The sequence below is a fragment of the Sphingobacterium sp. UBA1897 genome (assembly GCF_002337775.1).
Lineage (GTDB): Bacteria > Bacteroidota > Bacteroidia > Sphingobacteriales > Sphingobacteriaceae > Sphingobacterium > Sphingobacterium siyangense.
Genome location: NZ_DDGR01000027.1, coordinates 375,922 through 392,493, shown reverse-complemented (window position 1 = coordinate 392,493; position 16,572 = coordinate 375,922). Strand labels below are relative to the sequence as shown.

General features: G+C 38.9%; 16 protein-coding genes. 8 read left to right on the top strand and 8 right to left on the bottom strand.

Going from position 1 to position 16,572, the window contains the following annotated elements; all coding sequences use genetic code 11:
* The first annotated feature begins 249 nt into the window (after positions 1 to 249).
* Both B4N43_RS20040 and B4N43_RS20035 read left to right on the top strand, forming a co-directional pair.
* A complete protein-coding gene (locus tag B4N43_RS20040) occupies positions 250 to 1,140 on the top strand; it encodes a DUF4886 domain-containing protein (protein WP_244294465.1) in 891 nt (296 codons plus the stop codon).
* Between the two features lie 7 nt (positions 1,141 to 1,147).
* Positions 1,148 to 1,648 carry a DinB family protein gene (locus tag B4N43_RS20035; protein WP_145328157.1) on the top strand — a complete coding sequence of 167 codons (501 nt, stop codon included), beginning with the start codon at positions 1,148 to 1,150 and terminating at the stop codon, positions 1,646 to 1,648.
* Positions 1,649 to 1,726: 78 nt separating this feature from the next.
* On the opposite strand, the gene sucD is transcribed toward B4N43_RS20035, so the two are convergent.
* Together sucD and B4N43_RS20025 are read right to left on the bottom strand one after the other, a co-directional pair.
* A complete protein-coding gene (gene sucD, locus B4N43_RS20030) occupies positions 1,727 to 2,599 on the bottom strand; it encodes a succinate--CoA ligase subunit alpha (RefSeq protein ID WP_070564656.1) in 873 nt (290 codons plus the stop codon).
* Positions 2,600 to 2,689: 90 nt separating this feature from the next.
* Positions 2,690 to 3,223: an RNA methyltransferase gene (locus B4N43_RS20025; RefSeq protein ID WP_070564659.1), complete on the bottom strand. Its 534-nt coding sequence runs from the start codon at positions 3,221 to 3,223 to the stop codon at positions 2,690 to 2,692.
* A 113-nt stretch (positions 3,224 to 3,336) separates the two neighbouring features.
* On the opposite strand from B4N43_RS20025, the gene rpsT reads away from it, so the two are divergent.
* The gene (rpsT, locus tag B4N43_RS20020) at positions 3,337 to 3,591 is read left to right on the top strand and encodes a 30S ribosomal protein S20 (protein ID WP_046671646.1); all 255 of its coding nucleotides are present in this window, start codon (positions 3,337 to 3,339) and stop codon (positions 3,589 to 3,591) included.
* Between the two features lie 148 nt (positions 3,592 to 3,739).
* On the opposite strand, the gene B4N43_RS20015 is transcribed toward rpsT, so the two are convergent.
* Complete coding sequence (locus tag B4N43_RS20015; protein WP_075991192.1) at positions 3,740 to 4,591, bottom strand: 3-keto-disaccharide hydrolase; 852 nt, start codon at positions 4,589 to 4,591, stop codon at positions 3,740 to 3,742.
* A gap of 39 nt (positions 4,592 to 4,630) precedes the next feature.
* Positions 4,631 to 5,464, bottom strand: coding sequence for an AraC family transcriptional regulator (locus B4N43_RS20010; protein ID WP_075991193.1), 834 nt, complete (start codon positions 5,462 to 5,464; stop codon positions 4,631 to 4,633).
* Positions 5,465 to 5,897: 433 nt separating this feature from the next.
* On the opposite strand from B4N43_RS20010, the gene B4N43_RS20005 reads away from it, so the two are divergent.
* Positions 5,898 to 7,394 carry a succinate CoA transferase gene (locus B4N43_RS20005; protein ID WP_070564668.1) on the top strand — a complete coding sequence of 499 codons (1,497 nt, stop codon included), beginning with the start codon at positions 5,898 to 5,900 and terminating at the stop codon, positions 7,392 to 7,394.
* 141 nt (positions 7,395 to 7,535) lie between these two features.
* Here the strand turns inward: B4N43_RS20005 and B4N43_RS20000 are convergent, their stop codons facing one another.
* Complete coding sequence (locus B4N43_RS20000; RefSeq protein WP_286735979.1) at positions 7,536 to 8,261, bottom strand: DNA alkylation repair protein; 726 nt, start codon at positions 8,259 to 8,261, stop codon at positions 7,536 to 7,538.
* A gap of 16 nt (positions 8,262 to 8,277) precedes the next feature.
* Positions 8,278 to 8,775: a DinB family protein gene (locus B4N43_RS19995; protein ID WP_070564673.1), complete on the bottom strand. Its 498-nt coding sequence runs from the start codon at positions 8,773 to 8,775 to the stop codon at positions 8,278 to 8,280.
* Positions 8,776 to 9,090: 315 nt separating this feature from the next.
* Here B4N43_RS19995 and B4N43_RS19990 point away from each other — a divergent pair, with 315 nt between their 5' ends.
* From B4N43_RS19990 to B4N43_RS19975, 4 genes are all read left to right on the top strand, one after another.
* On the top strand, positions 9,091 to 10,137 hold the full coding sequence (locus B4N43_RS19990) for an alpha-L-fucosidase (protein WP_286735978.1): 1,047 nt from the start codon (positions 9,091 to 9,093) through the stop codon (positions 10,135 to 10,137).
* Between the two features lie 83 nt (positions 10,138 to 10,220).
* Complete coding sequence (locus tag B4N43_RS19985) at positions 10,221 to 10,628, top strand: EthD family reductase (RefSeq protein WP_120335265.1); 408 nt, start codon at positions 10,221 to 10,223, stop codon at positions 10,626 to 10,628.
* A 184-nt stretch (positions 10,629 to 10,812) separates the two neighbouring features.
* On the top strand, positions 10,813 to 13,203 hold the full coding sequence (locus tag B4N43_RS19980) for a PDZ domain-containing protein (protein ID WP_286710365.1): 2,391 nt from the start codon (positions 10,813 to 10,815) through the stop codon (positions 13,201 to 13,203).
* Positions 13,204 to 13,585: 382 nt separating this feature from the next.
* Entirely contained in the window at positions 13,586 to 14,017 is a 432-nt protein-coding gene (locus B4N43_RS19975) for a hypothetical protein (RefSeq protein WP_286735977.1), read from the top strand.
* Between the two features lie 89 nt (positions 14,018 to 14,106).
* Here B4N43_RS19975 and B4N43_RS19970 read toward each other — a convergent pair whose 3' ends face one another.
* Positions 14,107 to 15,399 carry a hypothetical protein gene (locus B4N43_RS19970; RefSeq protein ID WP_286735976.1) on the bottom strand — a complete coding sequence of 431 codons (1,293 nt, stop codon included), beginning with the start codon at positions 15,397 to 15,399 and terminating at the stop codon, positions 14,107 to 14,109.
* 268 nt (positions 15,400 to 15,667) lie between these two features.
* Entirely contained in the window at positions 15,668 to 16,561 is an 894-nt protein-coding gene (locus B4N43_RS19965; RefSeq protein ID WP_075991200.1) for a discoidin domain-containing protein, read from the bottom strand.
* Positions 16,562 to 16,572 lie beyond the last annotated feature (11 nt).

Below are 16,572 nucleotides of genomic sequence, written 5' to 3'. Positions count from 1 at the left end.
AGTAGTTACTTGTCATAACTAATTTTATATGTTATCTGACTGTTGGGAAGTATACTGGTAGTGGCTAAAGATATAGCTATCAGAATTACATGTTATACAGCTATTTTCCACTATTATTAAGTTTTATGAGCAGATATCCCTGTCCCAGCTGCTGTCTCGATAACTTACAGATGGGAGAAAATCTCCCTTTCTAGGTATATCATTCGTATTTCTACGAGATATTATCTAATTTAGTTGTTATTGCATTATATGATGATAAAAGTAAAACAGGTATTGGTTTTTGGTTTTTTAATCGTATTCTTTTTGAGGAATAATCGATTAAATGCGCAAAATAAGTCTTTGGATGATGGTGTGCTACGAATATTGGCCATCGGTAATAGTTTCTCGGAAGATGCTATTGAACAGAATTTATATGAATTGGCGAAAGCCGGCAAGAAAAAGATAGTGATCGGCAATCTCTATATTGGGGGAGCTCCTCTAAGTTTACATGTAAGTAACGCAAAAGATGATAAGCCAGCTTATCGCTACCGGAAAATAAATCTTGACGGGCAAATGTCCGAGAAAGCAAATGAGCGCTTATCTGAAGCGCTTATCGATGAGGCTTGGGATTATATTAGCTTTCAGCAAGCAAGTCCGCTATCAGGAGATTATGATTCGTATGCGAAGGATCTGCCACCTTTATATGATTATGTAACAAAACATATTCTATTTCCTGAAACTAAGTATATATTGCATCAAACTTGGGCATATCAGAACGGTTCATCGCATGAAGGTTTTGTTCGTTATAACCGTAGCCAAGATAGTATGTATAGGGCTATTGCCAATACTTCGCAAGAGGTGTTTAACTGGGGTAATTTCGATCTGTTGATTCCTTCGGGTACAGCTGTTCAGAATGCACGTTCGAGTTTTGTGGGGGATAATTTTACACGTGATGGTTATCACCTAAATCTGAACTATGGACGTTTCGTTGCTGCCTGTACCTGGTATGAGGCGTTATTCCATGAAAATATACTGAACAATACATTTTTACCGCTCAAAGTAACCTATGTAGAGGGAGAAATTGCGCGAGCAGCAGCACATAAGGCAGTGGAATTCCCCTATGCTGTTACCGTATTAAAAGATTTTCAATTAATGAACTAGTATTTATATGAGTATCAAAAAGAGCTATTTGATCGAATTGGATCACGAAACAAAAAATACCAAACGTATTCTAGATCGGATACCGGACGATAAATTGGATTGGCGCCCGCACGAAAAATCGATGAGTTTGGGCGAATTGGCTGCTCATGTTGTCGAGTTACATAACTGGGTACACAAGGCAATACCAAAGGACGTATTTGATTTTAAAGTAGATTATAAGCCTCTCAAAGTATCCTCTGTCGAAGAGTTGAAAACAATCCTCACTCTTGGACTGGAAGAGAACAAGGCAACACTAGCGGATATCGCCGAATTGGATTGGTTTAATGAATGGGTGCTTAAAGCTGGGGACCATGAGATTGCCCGTTTGCCACGAGCGGGAGCGATACGTTTTATTGTCAATAATCATATCGTTCATCATCGTGGTCAGTTGACTGTTTATTTGCGATTATTGGATATTGCTGTACCGGGCTTATATGGACCGTCGGCAGACGAAGCAATGTCTAGTTAATGTTGTCATCTAATTATTAGGTATAAAAAAAAGGGAATCAAATTTGATTCCCTTTTTTTTATATGCTCGATGGTCTAATTATTTAGCCAATTCTTCTGCGATTGCTTTTCCAATTTCAGCTGGAGATTCAACAACACGAATACCACACTCACGCATGATTTTCATTTTTGCAGCAGCAGTGTCATCTGCACCACCTACAATTGCACCAGCGTGTCCCATACGACGTCCTGGAGGCGCTGTTTGACCTGCGATAAATCCAACAACAGGTTTAGTACCGTGTTCTTTGATCCAACGAGCAGCTTCAGCTTCCATTCCACCACCAATTTCACCGATCATGATGATCGCTTCAGTTTCAGGGTCATTCATTAATAATTCAACAGCTTCTTTCGTTGTTGTACCAATGATAGGGTCACCACCAATTCCGATTGCTGTTGTGATACCTAATCCTGCTTTTACAGTTTGATCTACGGCTTCGTAAGTTAAAGTTCCTGATTTAGAAACAACACCTACATTACCTTTTTTGAAGATAAATCCTGGCATGATACCGATTTTAGCTTCGCCTGCAGTGATGATACCTGGGCAGTTAGGACCGATCAAACGAGAGTTTTTGTCGCTCAAGTAAGATTTTACTTGGATCATATCTTTTGTTGGGATACCTTCTGTAATACAAACAATCACTTCGATACCAGCAGCGGCAGCTTCCATGATCGCATCTGCAGCAAATGCTGGAGGTACAAAAATAATAGAAACATTAGCTCCTGTAGTGTCAACTGCATCTTGCACAGTATTGAATACAGGACGGTCTAAGTGTTGTTGACCACCTTTACCAGGAGTAACACCACCAACTACATTTGTTCCGTACTCAATCATTTGAGTAGCATGGTAAGTACCTTCGTTTCCAGTGAAACCTTGAACGATTACTTTTGAATCTTTATTAACTAATACACTCATTTCTTCTTTAAATTTTGCACACAAATCTACTATTTTGCTTTCTAAAATGGAAGCAATGTGAATAGGAATGTGACCTTTATTGATAAATTTTTAATTGAAATTGCGTTTTTGGATAAAATCCCAAAGAATAATGCCAATTGCGACAGATACATTTAAGGAATGTTTGGTTCCGTATTGGGGGATTTCGATGCAGGTATCAATTTTTTCCATGACATCTTCATCTACTCCATTGACCTCATTTCCAAAAATCAATGCATACTTTTTGTCATTTTCTGGTTCAAACTGATGTAACATAACACTATCATCTGCTTGCTCGATGGCAATAATGACATAACCTTCTGACCGAAGCTGATCAACAACAGCTGTGGTATCTTTGTGGTATTCCCAAGCAACTGATTGAGTAGCCCCGAGGGCGGTCTTTTCGATTTCGCGATGGGGAGGTGTGCCCGTAATGCCACACAAGTATATTTTTTCAATAGCAAATCCGTCTGCAGTACGGAAGGCCGAGCCTACATTATGCATGCTCCGTACATTGTCCATAACGATTGTGATAGGAGTTTTTTCTTGTTTTTTAAACGATTCAACATCTGTACGTTGAAGTTCATCCATCGATAATTTTTGCATGTCGCAAATATACTAAACCTAAAAAATAAAATAGATTTTGAATATTGAAAATAAGGTGTTATTTTTGCAGTCCGAATTACAAGAAAAAATTGAATAAAAATTAGCTAAAAAAAATGGCAAATCATAAATCAGCGATCAAAAGAATTAGAGCAAACGCTACTAAACGTTTAAGAAACCGTTACCAAGCAAAAACTACACGTAACGCAATCAAAAAATTACGTCACACTACTTCTGCAGAAGAAGCAAAAACATTGTTACCACGCGTAATTTCTATGCTTGATCGTTTGGCAAAGAAAAATGTGATCCACAAGAAAAAAGCTTCTAACAACAAATCTAAGTTAACAAAATTTGTTAACGGTTTAGCGTAAGCTTTTCGTATAGATATAGAGGGGTACAGCTCGCTGTATCCCTTTTCTTTATGTTATATACTTTGGATTTCTCTTTCCAAGCGAATGGTAAATAAAAAAGCATCGATATTCGATGCTTTTTTATTTTAAAACTGACTTGGAGTGTTTTTTATTGTTGCAAATTTGGAAGTAGCTCCGCGATGACCTTTTTCAATTTGTTGGGATCTTTCATGTAAGGTTCTAAATCGTAAAGTTCCACTTTTTTAAAGTCAATGGGATGACTCTCACTCTGCAGTGAAATAGTCCCCTTACTTAAAAGCTGACCATCCTTTTTCACTTTAGGATCGAAACCACTTACATTGCCGCCACCAATTTGGGGTTTATTATACTGTAATACGACCTTGTTTTCAAGGATATGCTGCACAAGTGAGTCTCCCAATACTAAGAAATCAGCAGTTACCCATTGATCTCCAGCATAGGTTTTTGATGTTGAGCTGATGCAATGTGGTGTAAATAGCTTATTGTCGATTACAACGTTTGTGCCTGGTGTACAAAGGTTACTTGTGGTCCGTTCGTCCTTGCCATTTCCACCCAACAGTTGCCCTTCGATCGATATTGGAAAGTCTTGATCCACCCCCATGGTATTAGGATCCTGTCCATGTAGCATGGCTCCGCTATTACGCCAGGCCCAACCTTCTCCACCATTTACCTGTTCACCAACAAATCTGTAAGTGACGCGCAATAAATAAGCTGAGAATTCTTTATTGTAGAATAGATGGCCATACTGAAAATTAAAATTATCATAACCATCATATCTTACTTTGAGTAAACCGTCTTCTACACGAAATGTATTTTTATAATTATCCCCAACTTTGTGGTTTCTGATTTTTGGGGTCCAGTTCTTCAAATCTTTCCCATTAAATAACTGAATGGGTTTGGGTTTCTTATCTTGAGATTTGGCAAATAAAGAAGTGCTGAGCAATAAAATTCCAGCACTATAAATGATATGTTTGAATTTCATCCTGAATTAGGTTTATTGACCTAAATTAGGTAAACATTTTTAAATAAGCAATTCTTTTTGTTTGACATATTCGCTTGGACGGATACCGACGACCTTATTGAATGTGTTACTAAAGGTGGGGAGACTATTGTATCCAACTTTGAGTGCAACTTCATTTACACTTAGTTTTTCGTCTAAAAGGAGCTTAAGAGCAGTCAGCATTCTGAGAATCGTGTAGTACTGGATAAAAGACATATTTAATTCTTTTTGAAATAGTCTGGCTAATGTACGTTCACTAATGTTAAATAATCCGGCAAGTTTTTTAAAGCTGACATTTTCCTCTATATTCTCTTCGAGGTAAGTAACGATATCCTTTAATTTCTGATGATTAGGATAGGGTAAGGCCAATGGAAGCTCATGCAGCGATAATTCCGGCAAGATAAGTTTAAATGCTGTAGCGATACTATATTTAGGTTCTTCGACCGGAAAGATATTGCCATTCCAGCGGTTGGTAAACATAATCAGCTCTATCAAAAGATCATTTACTGGATAGATTCCCATTTTGCTATAGAAAGGTGCGTCATTATTGGTTTTGGGAAAGTACAAATTACGCATAACGACCTCCGGTGTACTTGGATGAATACTATGTTTTATTCCAGCGGGAATCCACAAATAATGTCGGGCAGGTAGAAAATATGATTTTTCCTCTGTCTTAACAAATACGACACCGCCTTCTGTATATAAAAATTGGTCCTTATCGTGGCAATGTTCGGAAATATGATTCTCTGCAATAATGGCGTGGTGACAGTAAATGCTATCTTCAAATGAGTCTACTTCCGTCATATAATAACGGTTGACATATTTAGCATCTGTCGTTATATCTTGTGTATTCATTTTAACCTATAATACTATGTCACAAAGGTAAGACTTTTTTACTAGACCCCACCTTTACTTCTTGAAAGTGAGTGTATGCTTACGTTAAAATGGCAATTAATCGACGAGAGAGTTAGTCTTTACTTACTTTAGTTTTGCCTTTGTTATTGTAAGTTGTTTGTTATCAGTGTGATATATATTATCGATCAGTGTGATATAAAATATTTTTTTATTATGATTTGTTGTATATTTTTGATTTATAGCTAGTTGTGTCTTTTTAGTCTCGTTTGGATAATTTTGTGTCGAATGGTAATAAATATGCAGTTTAAAAAAATGCTAAAATTGTTTGGTTAAGAGGTGGGAAAATATAACAAAGAACTTTACAAATAAGGGAAATATATAGGTTTCAATTTCTTAAGTTTACAATAATGGAATAAAATCAAACTATAACAATATGGCTTACGAAAGAATAAAAGTTCAAAGCTTACATGATAAAGTGATTACAGCGGAAGAAGCTGCTAAGCTATTTCAAAACGGAATGGTCGTTGGATCGAGTGGTTTTACTAAGGCTGGAGACAGTAAGGTTGTGTTACCAGCCTTGGCTGAACGTGCAAAAGTGGATCCATTGAAAATAACCTTGATTACTGGGGCTTCGTTGGGACATGGAACAGACGGTAAATTGGCGGAAGCGGGGGCACTATCCAAGCGGATGCCTTTTCAGGTAGATCGTATTTTACGTAATAAAATTAATGCCGGGGATGTGCTGTTTATTGATCAGCATCTAAGCGAAACAGCCGAATTGCTGCACAATAAGAATTTGCCTCAGGTGGATATTGCTGTTTTGGAAGTAGCAGCAATAGAATCAGACGGAAGTATTGTTCCAACGACTTCTGTGGGAAATTCGGCTACTTTTGCTGCATTGGCTAAGCAGGTTATTTTGGAGGTCAATACTGCGATACCGATGACGATTAAAGGGATACATGATATTTACCAAGCAGAAGATTACCCTCGCCGTAATGTTATTCCGATTGTAGCACCTGAAAATAAAATTGGGCGTAAAACTATTCCTTTGGACGCAAGCAAGGTGGTGGGAATTGTGTTTACGAATGAGCTTGATAGCCCAGCCGATATTGCTGAACCGGATACCAAAACTACAGCGATAGCGAAGCATATTTTACAGTTTTTCGAAAATGAGGTAGAGCTAGGTCATTTGTCAGAAAGCTTGATGCCCCTCCAAGCGGGTATTGGAAAAGTAGCTAACGCTGTTCTAACTGGATTTATACATAGTAAGTTCCGTAATCTAACGATGTTTTCTGAAGTGTTGCAAGATAGTACCTTTGACCTTATCGATGCTGGAAAACTGGATTTTGCTTCTGCTTCTTCAATTACTGTTTCGGAAGAGTGTTATTCAAGAGTGTTCGATCATTTGGATCGATACCGCGATAAAATTGTATTGCGCCCACAGAACATTTCCAATACACCTGGACTGATCAAACGTTTGGGAATTATAGCAATTAATACAGCCATAGAGTTTGATATTTATGGAAACGTAAATTCTACCCATACTTCGGGAACAAATATCATGAATGGTATCGGTGGATCGGGTGACTTTGCACGTAATGCTTATTTGAGCATCTTTGTTACACAGGCAGCCTCTAAAGGGGATGCAATTTCTCATATTGTTCCTATGGTTTCTCACGTAGATCATACCGAACATGATGTCGATATTTTGGTAACAGATTATGGTTTGGCAGATTTGCGTGGTTTAGCGCCTCGTGAGCGAGCGAAAGTAATTATTGAGAACTGCGTACATCCCGATTATAGGGAGCAGCTATCAGACTATTATAACCGCGCTTGTGAAAGGGGAGGGCATACACCACATTTGTTAGAAGAGGCTTTTAGCTGGCATATTAATCTTCGTGAAAAAGGAACAATGAAAAAAGATCACTAACCGAGGGCGCGCGGTTACATATAGATTAAATGTATAAAGAAAGGCGAGGCTTAATGGTAGACTTCGCCTTTCTTGATGTATAACTATCACAAAGAAAATCACGTATTCATTTTATTGGTTACAATGAGCCATTGTGGCTTCCTATTGGATCTGTTTAGCCCCCAATTTGTGGCGATTGAGACCAATCGTAATTTTTGTCCGAAACCATTGTTTGGTTTCTGGCGATTCAATAACTTTACTGTAGCAAGCAACTAGCTTAGGGTGAAACTTTGCGATTGTTTTGGCCCCCCAGCCGATTCCTTTCTTCACGTGGAAATCTGTCGTGTTTGACAATGAAATCAGCAGCTTCAACAAAATGTCTACGAATGTGGCTGGTAGTCCCTTTTTTACAGCATAGTGCGTAGCTACACCAATGGTACGAACAATCCATTTATCAGGATGATGAGCTAATTCTTCTAATAATGGTATTGTCTTTTTAGGTGAAGTCAACAGCGCATGACCAAGTACGCGTTCGCCGATGATATCACAGACGTACCATTGATTGCCCATGGTTATATAGGTGCAGGCTTTATGGATGGATTCTTCAAAGTGTTCGGGGAGACGTTGCTGAAGAATTATTCCCGTTAAAACATAACTTCCCATTTCTGTTGTGGCAATGAGACGATCCGTCAAGTGTAACTGTTCGGCCTCAGGCACGAATAGCATAATTTCCCTGGCCGCAAACTCCAGAAGTGGAAATCGAACTTTCTTTTTCAGTAAACACTCTTTTAAGCTTAATATAAGGCATTCAATACCGGATTGCCGTTCTTGCTGTTTCGCAGCCGCGACAATTTCTCGGATCTGTACTTTACTGGTAATTTGGTCCATAGCGCTGCTCGAATCCCTATTGTTGATCTTTATAAATATTCCAATAATTAAAGTCTGTCATTGGGGCATCCGTAATTCCAATAGCTCGACCCATTGTAACGATTTGTCCCCTATGATATGTTCCGTGGAGGATCAGCTGTTGTATGTATTCATACTTCGTGAAATCGCATTGAAACCATGGTGATTCCACTTTGATATTTTTTTCAAGATCTAGCTCCGATAGCTTGTTTATATAATCCACAAGTTGGACTGAACTTCTTCTTAGCGCTTCAAATATTTCTTCTTTTGTGGTTCGCTTTTTTTCAAAATCGAAATCATTGCTTTCTGAAATGTGGCTCCACCAATATTCCTGTGTCTGCAAGATGTGGTTTAAGGTTTTCAAAATGGTCGGGAAGCTTGAAGGTACCTCCTGGTTAAGTTGGTCGTCCGATTTATCAGCCAGCCAATTGATGTATTTATTGACAACCCAGTCGTTATACTCGGCACTTTTTGTAATTAAGGTCTTTAAACTCATAATTTCAATCTATAGTATGGTTTTTAATGAAATATTTACTAAATATAAATCCTTTTTGGAAAGAATTTATATTAAATTTCATAGCAGATAGACTGTTTGATAAGCTGCTTTGGAAGTTTTCATTTTTGTAAAATTGAGGCAGGTATAGCCCTGTACGCTAAGCGTAACTTCTTTGCAATAAATAAAAAGTGTTGTTCATATTTTTTATATTTATTTTGCAATAGCAGAATGGTTTAGCATTTGTCGAATGCGCAAGATACCGATAGAAGATTTGACAGCCGCTTGAGCTTGTTGGATTAACCAATTATAATAAATATGATAAAAGCAACGCATTGTATTCTTTCTCTACTAGCCATGTTGTTTATGAACATGGGAAACGCCCAAGTTAATAATTTAAAGGAATCCAAAAAGGATTTTGATGAACGGATGCATTGGTTTAGGGAAGCAAAATATGGAATGTTTATTCATTTTGGGCTTTATAGTCAACTTGGAGGGATATATAAAGGGAATTCAACGAAAGGATATGCCGAGTGGATACAATCGGAAATGAATATTCCGAAGGCAGCCTATTCGGAGCTGATTAACACATGGAACCCTAAGGACTTCAATGCAGATCGTATTGTTCAATTGGCTAAGGATGCTGGAATGAAGTATATTGTCCTGACGACCAAACACCATGAGGGCTTTTGTCTGTGGGATTCCCCCTACACAGATTATGATATAGCTTCGACCCCAATGAAAGGAAGAGATCTCGTGCGGGAGTTGTCCACAGCTTGTAAGAAAGCTGGGATTAGATTTGGTACCTACTACAGTATTATCGATTGGCATCACGATTCGCAATATGTCGATCCCAATGGTAAAGGCGATTGGGGCCAGATCCTCATCAAGCCAGAACAGAAAGCTGCTTATATTCAATACATGAAAAATCAATTGAAAGAATTGGTTGTAAAGTATGATACCGACATCCTTTGGTTTGATGGGGACTGGGTGAACTGGTGGGATATGGCGGCAGGGGAAGATCTTTATCAATATCTACGCAAATTGAAGCCCTCTCTTATCATTAATAACCGCGTAGCAAAGCGTGATCAATTTAAGCGAGATTTTGGAACGCCTGAACAAGAACATCCTGGAGCATTACTGGATTACGATTGGGAAGCCTGCTATACCCTGAACAATTCTTGGGGATATAAAAAATCAGATAATAATTGGAAATCTCCCACAGAAGTAAATACTAAGCTACGAGAGATAAATGAAAAAGGTGGAAATTTGCTGCTCAATATTGGACCTGATGCTAACGGAAACGTGCCGGTTGCTAGTAAAGAAATTTTGTTGAAAGCAGCCGCAGAGCGCAAAAAGAACTAATCTAAGCAATATTCGCTGTTTATTGACTCATGGCAAATGTTTTTGGAAAAAAGAGTGTTATTTAATCTTACTTATCAACAAATATGAAAACAAAGATCATTTTAGTTATGGTTTTGATAACCATGCTGTTGGGGTTTCAGTGCAATGTAAAGGCAGATCCACCTTTTCATAAAAAAGGGATGATCAAGGTATCGATCTTTTATCGTAATGGACCTGGAAAGACATTTGATTGGGATTATTATCTCCCTAAACATATTGCGCTTGTCAAAAAAGTTTACGGTAAAGCACTGAAAGGCGTAACCATTGATAAAGGGCTTTCGGGACGTAGCTCAGCAGAAGGTCCGATCTTTTTGGCCATTTGCCATTTGTATTTTGATTCTGTTGCAGCCTATCAGGATCCTTTAAAAGAAAATGGGAAAAAGTTTGCCGAAGATTTTCCAAAGTACACGAATATTACGCCAGAGGTACAGATCAGTGAAGTGATTCAATAGACCCTTCGTTAATTAGGCGAAATACTATTGTTTTGTGAAATATAAATCTGATTGAATGAAACACGAACTGAAAAAGTCGTTTGTGCATAGCAAACGACTTTATTTTTATGGACTTATAGACCTAACTATATAGCAGGTTTATAGTCGATGTAATCTAGCTAAAACTATATGAACGATTAAAATTATGAAGATATCTTGTATGCTATTTCCTAAATTATTATTTATTGGCCTTACCGGTGTCACTTCGCTTAGTGTGCATGGGCAACAGGCTGGCTCGGTCAAACGTATTTATGTCAGTACAAAAGGAAGTGATAGAAACCAAGGAACTATGGCCAGTCCCTATGCCACAGCTGAAGCCGCATTGCGATCGGTAGAAAAACAGAAGCAAGGGAAAAATACACCAGGCATCGAAATCATCTTTATGGCAGGCACCTATCAGCTGGATAAACCGATTGAATTGTCTGCTGGGATATCGGGTACAAGAAGGCAACCCTTGCGGATTAAAGCTGAGGATGGAGCACAAGTTACGCTGAGTGGTGCCAAATCGCTTAACCTCAAATGGAAACAGGGCGATCATGGTATTTGGGAGGCTAAGGTCCCAAGAGGATTAAACTTCCAAAGTCTATATGCTAATGATAAGCATCTTGTCCGAGCACGTTATCCAAACTACGACCCCACTGTCTTGCCATTTCAAGGCTATGCTGCAGATGCATTAAGTCCCGAACGTGTTGCAACCTGGAAAAACCCTAAGGGGGGAATTGTACATGCTTTGCATGCTGGTCGCTGGGGAGGATTCCATTATAAGATTACCGGAAAAGATGGCTTATCAACAGTTACACTTGAAGGTGGACAGCAAAATAATCGTCCCAGCAAAATGCACGAGACCTATCGCTTTGTAGAAAATATCTTTGAAGAACTCGATACCTTTCAGGAGTGGTATTTGGATGAGGAGAAGGCACTCTTGTATTATATGCCTGCTAAAGGAGTTGATCCCAACCAGCTGAAGTTTGTAGCGCCACAATTGGAAAATCTAATCTATCTTTCAGGTTCATCTTCCAGACCAGTGCATGATATTGAGGTTAGTGGCCTTCGCTTCATGTATACTGCTCCTACCTTTATGAAAACAAGCGAACCACTCTTACGTAGTGATTGGACGATCTATCGACAGGGAGCCGTAAAGATTGAAGGTGCGGAAAACTGTATCTTCCGCGCGAATGATTTTATCGCTTTGGGTGGCAATGCAATATTTGTTAATAATTACAATCGCGGGGTCAAAATCGAAGGCAACCGGATTGAACAGATCGGTGCCGGAGCGATCAATTTTGTAGGAGATCCAGCAGCAGTACGCTCACCGGAATTTCGATATGAAAAATTTGTTCCGTTTGACCAAATGGATACCATCAAAGGGCCAAAAACCGATAATTATCCTATGGACTGTGAGGCGAGTGACAATCTGATTCATAACATTGGATTGATCGAAAAACAAGTAGCAGGTGTACAGGTCTCTATGGCTGAATCTTTACGAATTTTGCATAATACCATTTACAATGTGCCTCGAGCAGGTATTAATGTAGGTGATGGAACCTGGGGCGGTCATGAGATAGCTTACAATGATGTTTTTAATACAGTCCTGGAAACCAGTGATCATGGAGCCTTCAACTCATGGGGGCGCGACCGATTTTGGCATCCCAATCGAAAGGAGATGGATGAACTGACGGGGAAACATCCCAATTTAATATTGCTGGATGCAGTCAAAACAACTAAAATTCATGATAATAGATTTCGCTGTGATCACGGTTGGGATATTGATTTGGACGACGGATCGTCCAACTATGAAATTTACAACAATCTTTGTTTAAGTGGGGGACTAAAACTAAGAGAAGGATTTTATCGCAAAGTGTATAACAATGTGATGATCAACAATGGTTTTCATCCACATGTCTGGTTTCAGAATAGTCACGATGTATTCCGTAATAATATTGTGATGGAGTCCCATCAGGATATACAGGTCAAGTATTGGGGGGAAGAGGTAGACCATAATATCTACGGAAGGCAGGATGACCTAGACAAGGATCGGGCGAAAGGCATAGAAAAACATGGTCGTGTTATTCAATTGAACTTTACGAATCCTGCAGATGGCGATTTCCGATTGAAGAACTGGAAAGATCAGGATTTTAAAAATTTTGACATGCTGCATTTCGGGGTTATGAGTAAAAGACTTAAAACTCTTGCCGCTAGTCCTGAAATACCTCAGTTGATCCAATCCGAAGCAGAGGAACAGGGGAGCAGATGGGCCTGGAAGTCGGGCTTATTTAAATCAGTGGAGACTTTGGGAGAGCAGTCGGCTGCGGGCCTACCCTCGATAAACGGCGTGCTGCTACTTCAGTTGGATGAAAAAGGCAATCTTTATAAAAGCGGTTTGCGTGTCGGTGATGTTGTGTTGAATTACCAGGGCGAGAAAATAGATCAATTAATAGACTTGCAACAAGCGATTAAAAAGCATGTACACGCAGACCAGCCGAAGGTGTTAATTTTTAGAAACCAACAGCAGCAGGAATTAACGCTGCAGCTGTAGCAAATAGTTTTTATTTCCATTAGGACTATTGAGCATCTTGGTCGTCATTATAACAGTGTGTTATCATTTAATGGAGTAGACACATGATATTAAATTCTTATTCGTATTAATTGATGTATAAGGCTGTACAGCACCCATGTGCTGGCAGCCTTATTGATTTAACTGTGCAATGGATTTAACCACAGGTGATCGCCGAACGATGAGCGAGGAAGTTAAGGTACAACACCGGTATGACAATGAGGGGAGTCTTTGTGGGTATGGGATGGTTGAAACAAGTTTCTTAAACTGGTTTAAGTTTGGACTGTTTTTGTTCTCTTAAATTTGATTTATATCGTTTATACCATATTTATATAATTTATACCATATTTATATAATTTATACCATGTATAATCAACTTTTTGTACGTATAGCTGTATCGACAGCATTTTTGTCTGCTGTTGCAGATCGTTTGGGACTGTGGGGGGCACCGGGGGCATCATATGTTTCCTGGGGAAATTGGGCCAATTTTGTAGCCTACTCAAATACCCTTAATTTTTTTGTGCCTGAATCTTTCGGTAATATACTTGCTATAGGTGCAACATTATTAGAGGTTGTCTTAGCAATCCTATTGCTGATCGGCTATAAACTGCGTTTTACTGCATTCGTTGCCGGGATTCTACTGATCAGCTTTGCAATAGTGATGACCCTCTCGTTAGGAATTAAATCGACCTTCGATTATTCAGTCTGGGTGGGAGCAGCGGCATGTTTTCTTCTGCGTACTGCCGATAATTTTCCCATTAGTATAGACCGCTATATTGAACTTCGAAAAAAGTAAATGGATAGATGATCTTTTCATTTTAGGAATAGATCTCAAAAAAAATAAAAAATGCCGTTAAACGAGTTTGTTTAAGGGCATTTTTAGGATTACATTTCCTTTAAGTTTACCTCTTTTTTTTCGCCGTCTTTGTCGATGGTGACGTGTTTCTCAATATTGGCTTTGTCGACATAAGACGATCTTGCCGTACCGTAATTTGTCGTGGAACCTGTATACCCCCAATAGTTATAATAATTGGTGTAGCCCGATACATAGGAATAGTTGTAAGAATTGGTGAAATCAAAGCTCGCCATAATCACGTATGCACCTGGCATGAGGTCTGCAAATTCGAAATGCCCCTCATCATCATATACTTTTGCTTTTTTAACCGCATAGCCAAAATCAGCGTCTAATGGAACTTCCTGGACCTTTTTCTGTTTTCGGATCTTTTTATTGACTTCAAGCCATTCTTCGTAATAGGCAGAGTTGGCGAATAGCGTAATTTCTGTTCCTTTTGGAGCATATTGCTTTTTTGCAGTATTCACGAGCCCGCCAAGTTTTTTTCCGGAGCTAGATCGTGCGTAAGCCGTCCCGATAATAACACTGTTCCCTTGAGAAATCTGTTGGGCTGCCTGTTCTTTGTTGAATCTATTTTTAATAGGTTGATAGTCCAGTTCTTCGTTTACGGTAATTTCCCACTTTCCGTTTCCCATGGACATTTCCCTTTGCCATAATCGGCGATCTTTCTTATCGATGACATAATTGTAGATGGCTCCGGTACTTTCTTCTAAAAGTGTAACCAGCCAACTGTCGTGCTTACCTGTTTTTGGGGAACCATAACTGTAGCTTTTTACTTCCTTGATGGTATAGTCTTCGACAAAAATGTCGGAATCACTATTGTAATAAAATTGCGGGATGCGCGCTTTATACCCTAGATCTAAAGGTAGAGTTGAAATCAGATGATCTGTCCAGTTAAAATCTACAAAAGGCCTAGTTGGCTGTAAGTTGATTTTTTTTTCCTTTTTAGTTTTCTTCGAATAATAATTACCTGTAATTGTTTCTGCAAAGTTGAGGTTTACTTTTGTTTCCTTGCCATCGCTCAAGTAGCTGATAGGCCGAAGTGTTTTTGCGTCGGCAATCGTCGTGCGGATCGAAGTCCAAGCATTGTCTTTCGGAACATAGGTATTGGTTAAGGTCAGCTGATTGTTGGCCGCTACGATATCGTAGGTCAATGATCCTTGTTTGTCCCAGGTATTATCTTTAACATAATATACCGTATACAGTGATTTCTCCGGTTTGATATAGTTGGTATTGATATCGCTGCTACCAGGGGTGACGGTCTTTTGACATAATCCTACGGCCGGAAGTAAGCCTACTCCCAAAACAAAGGCATATAATTTCATATATGTAAACTATAGTTAATGAAAAACAAGTTGTTTTCTTGTTCGATTTATTTATCTAAGATAATAAAAAAGTTTTTTATTTTTTGCTGGGGATAGCCTCGTCGAATAGGCTTATGCTATAGCGGGAATTTGACGCTGTAACCTTTTGGAGCTTGTTCGGATATTGATGATATACCGATGGAAAAAATAAAACGGAGGTATTTCTACCTCCTTCGTCATGCTCTTTTGAGCACCAGTGATGATTAGAAAACAATCTTTGTGATGACGATCAATAGTTATCTTCAGCTTCTTTTTCTTTGTCAATGATAGAAGAGCGCATCCGGTAGACATTCATTTCACCTAGATGGGTGTAACTTTTTCCACCGTTTTTAAGGATCATTAGCCGGAAAAATTTGGACTTATAGTTTTTATCAAAAGCCAAACTTTGCTCTTCAGCAACATTTGATGTGGGAAGATTATCTTTTGATGTAAAAACTCTGGTCCACTGCTTGCCGTCTGAACTTATTTCTATTCCCCATTGTTTCGGACGTCCGGCTTCATCGCTATTGTTTTGTCTGAAGAAGTATTTTATGGCGCCAATCTCTTCTTCCTGAGGGAAATTGAGTTGGATCCAATGCGGAAGCGGGGCTGTATTTGCTGACCATGCTGTATGCCAATATGTATTTTTATCGCCGTCAAATAAATTCTTTTTTGGGCCCTCGCTGCTCTCCTGTGTATAGGTTTCTACCATATTATCGGTCACCTGTATTTTAGTTAACTCGTTCGGGAAATAGGTCACTTCCGAAGGCCTGACGATTGGCCTAACACTATTGCTGCTTATGATATCTCCGCCAATGCTTGTTTTCTTGTCTTGATTGAACAATTGGACGTTGAAGACATATTCATATTTATTGATCAGCCCATCTATACGCATCGTGTCGGCAAAAGAACTTATATTGATTTTATAGATTTTATCGGGATCTTTTGATCCCGCTTTTTTATATGTAATCTGTCCATAAAGATAATTGTTGTCTGAAGGAAGTTTCCATTTCAGGAGAGTCCCGCCAATACGTGGTTCTGCTTCAACCGAAACCAGTTGTGGTGGTTTGGTCATTTTTATTTCTTCTTTTTTACACGCTATTGCTAAAAAGAGTAGAGCGAATATTCCGATATTGTATTTCATCTTGTGCAATT

Coding starts and splice junctions, on each gene's coding strand:
- B4N43_RS20040 (WP_244294465.1), top strand. CDS start 250: ATGATGATAAAAGTAAAACAGGTATTGGTTTTTGGTTTTTTAATCGTA.
- B4N43_RS20035 (WP_145328157.1), top strand. CDS start 1,148: ATGAGTATCAAAAAGAGCTATTTGATCGAATTGGATCACGAAACAAAA.
- sucD (WP_070564656.1), bottom strand. CDS start 2,599: ATGAGTGTATTAGTTAATAAAGATTCAAAAGTAATCGTTCAAGGTTTC.
- B4N43_RS20025 (WP_070564659.1), bottom strand. CDS start 3,223: ATGCAAAAATTATCGATGGATGAACTTCAACGTACAGATGTTGAATCG.
- rpsT (WP_046671646.1), top strand. CDS start 3,337: ATGGCAAATCATAAATCAGCGATCAAAAGAATTAGAGCAAACGCTACT.
- B4N43_RS20015 (WP_075991192.1), bottom strand. CDS start 4,591: ATGAAATTCAAACATATCATTTATAGTGCTGGAATTTTATTGCTCAGC.
- B4N43_RS20010 (WP_075991193.1), bottom strand. CDS start 5,464: ATGAATACACAAGATATAACGACAGATGCTAAATATGTCAACCGTTAT.
- B4N43_RS20005 (WP_070564668.1), top strand. CDS start 5,898: ATGGCTTACGAAAGAATAAAAGTTCAAAGCTTACATGATAAAGTGATT.
- B4N43_RS20000 (WP_286735979.1), bottom strand. CDS start 8,261: ATGGACCAAATTACCAGTAAAGTACAGATCCGAGAAATTGTCGCGGCT.
- B4N43_RS19995 (WP_070564673.1), bottom strand. CDS start 8,775: ATGAGTTTAAAGACCTTAATTACAAAAAGTGCCGAGTATAACGACTGG.
- B4N43_RS19990 (WP_286735978.1), top strand. CDS start 9,091: ATGATAAAAGCAACGCATTGTATTCTTTCTCTACTAGCCATGTTGTTT.
- B4N43_RS19985 (WP_120335265.1), top strand. CDS start 10,221: ATGAAAACAAAGATCATTTTAGTTATGGTTTTGATAACCATGCTGTTG.
- B4N43_RS19980 (WP_286710365.1), top strand. CDS start 10,813: ATGAAGATATCTTGTATGCTATTTCCTAAATTATTATTTATTGGCCTT.
- B4N43_RS19975 (WP_286735977.1), top strand. CDS start 13,586: ATGTATAATCAACTTTTTGTACGTATAGCTGTATCGACAGCATTTTTG.
- B4N43_RS19970 (WP_286735976.1), bottom strand. CDS start 15,399: ATGAAATTATATGCCTTTGTTTTGGGAGTAGGCTTACTTCCGGCCGTA.
- B4N43_RS19965 (WP_075991200.1), bottom strand. CDS start 16,561: ATGAAATACAATATCGGAATATTCGCTCTACTCTTTTTAGCAATAGCG.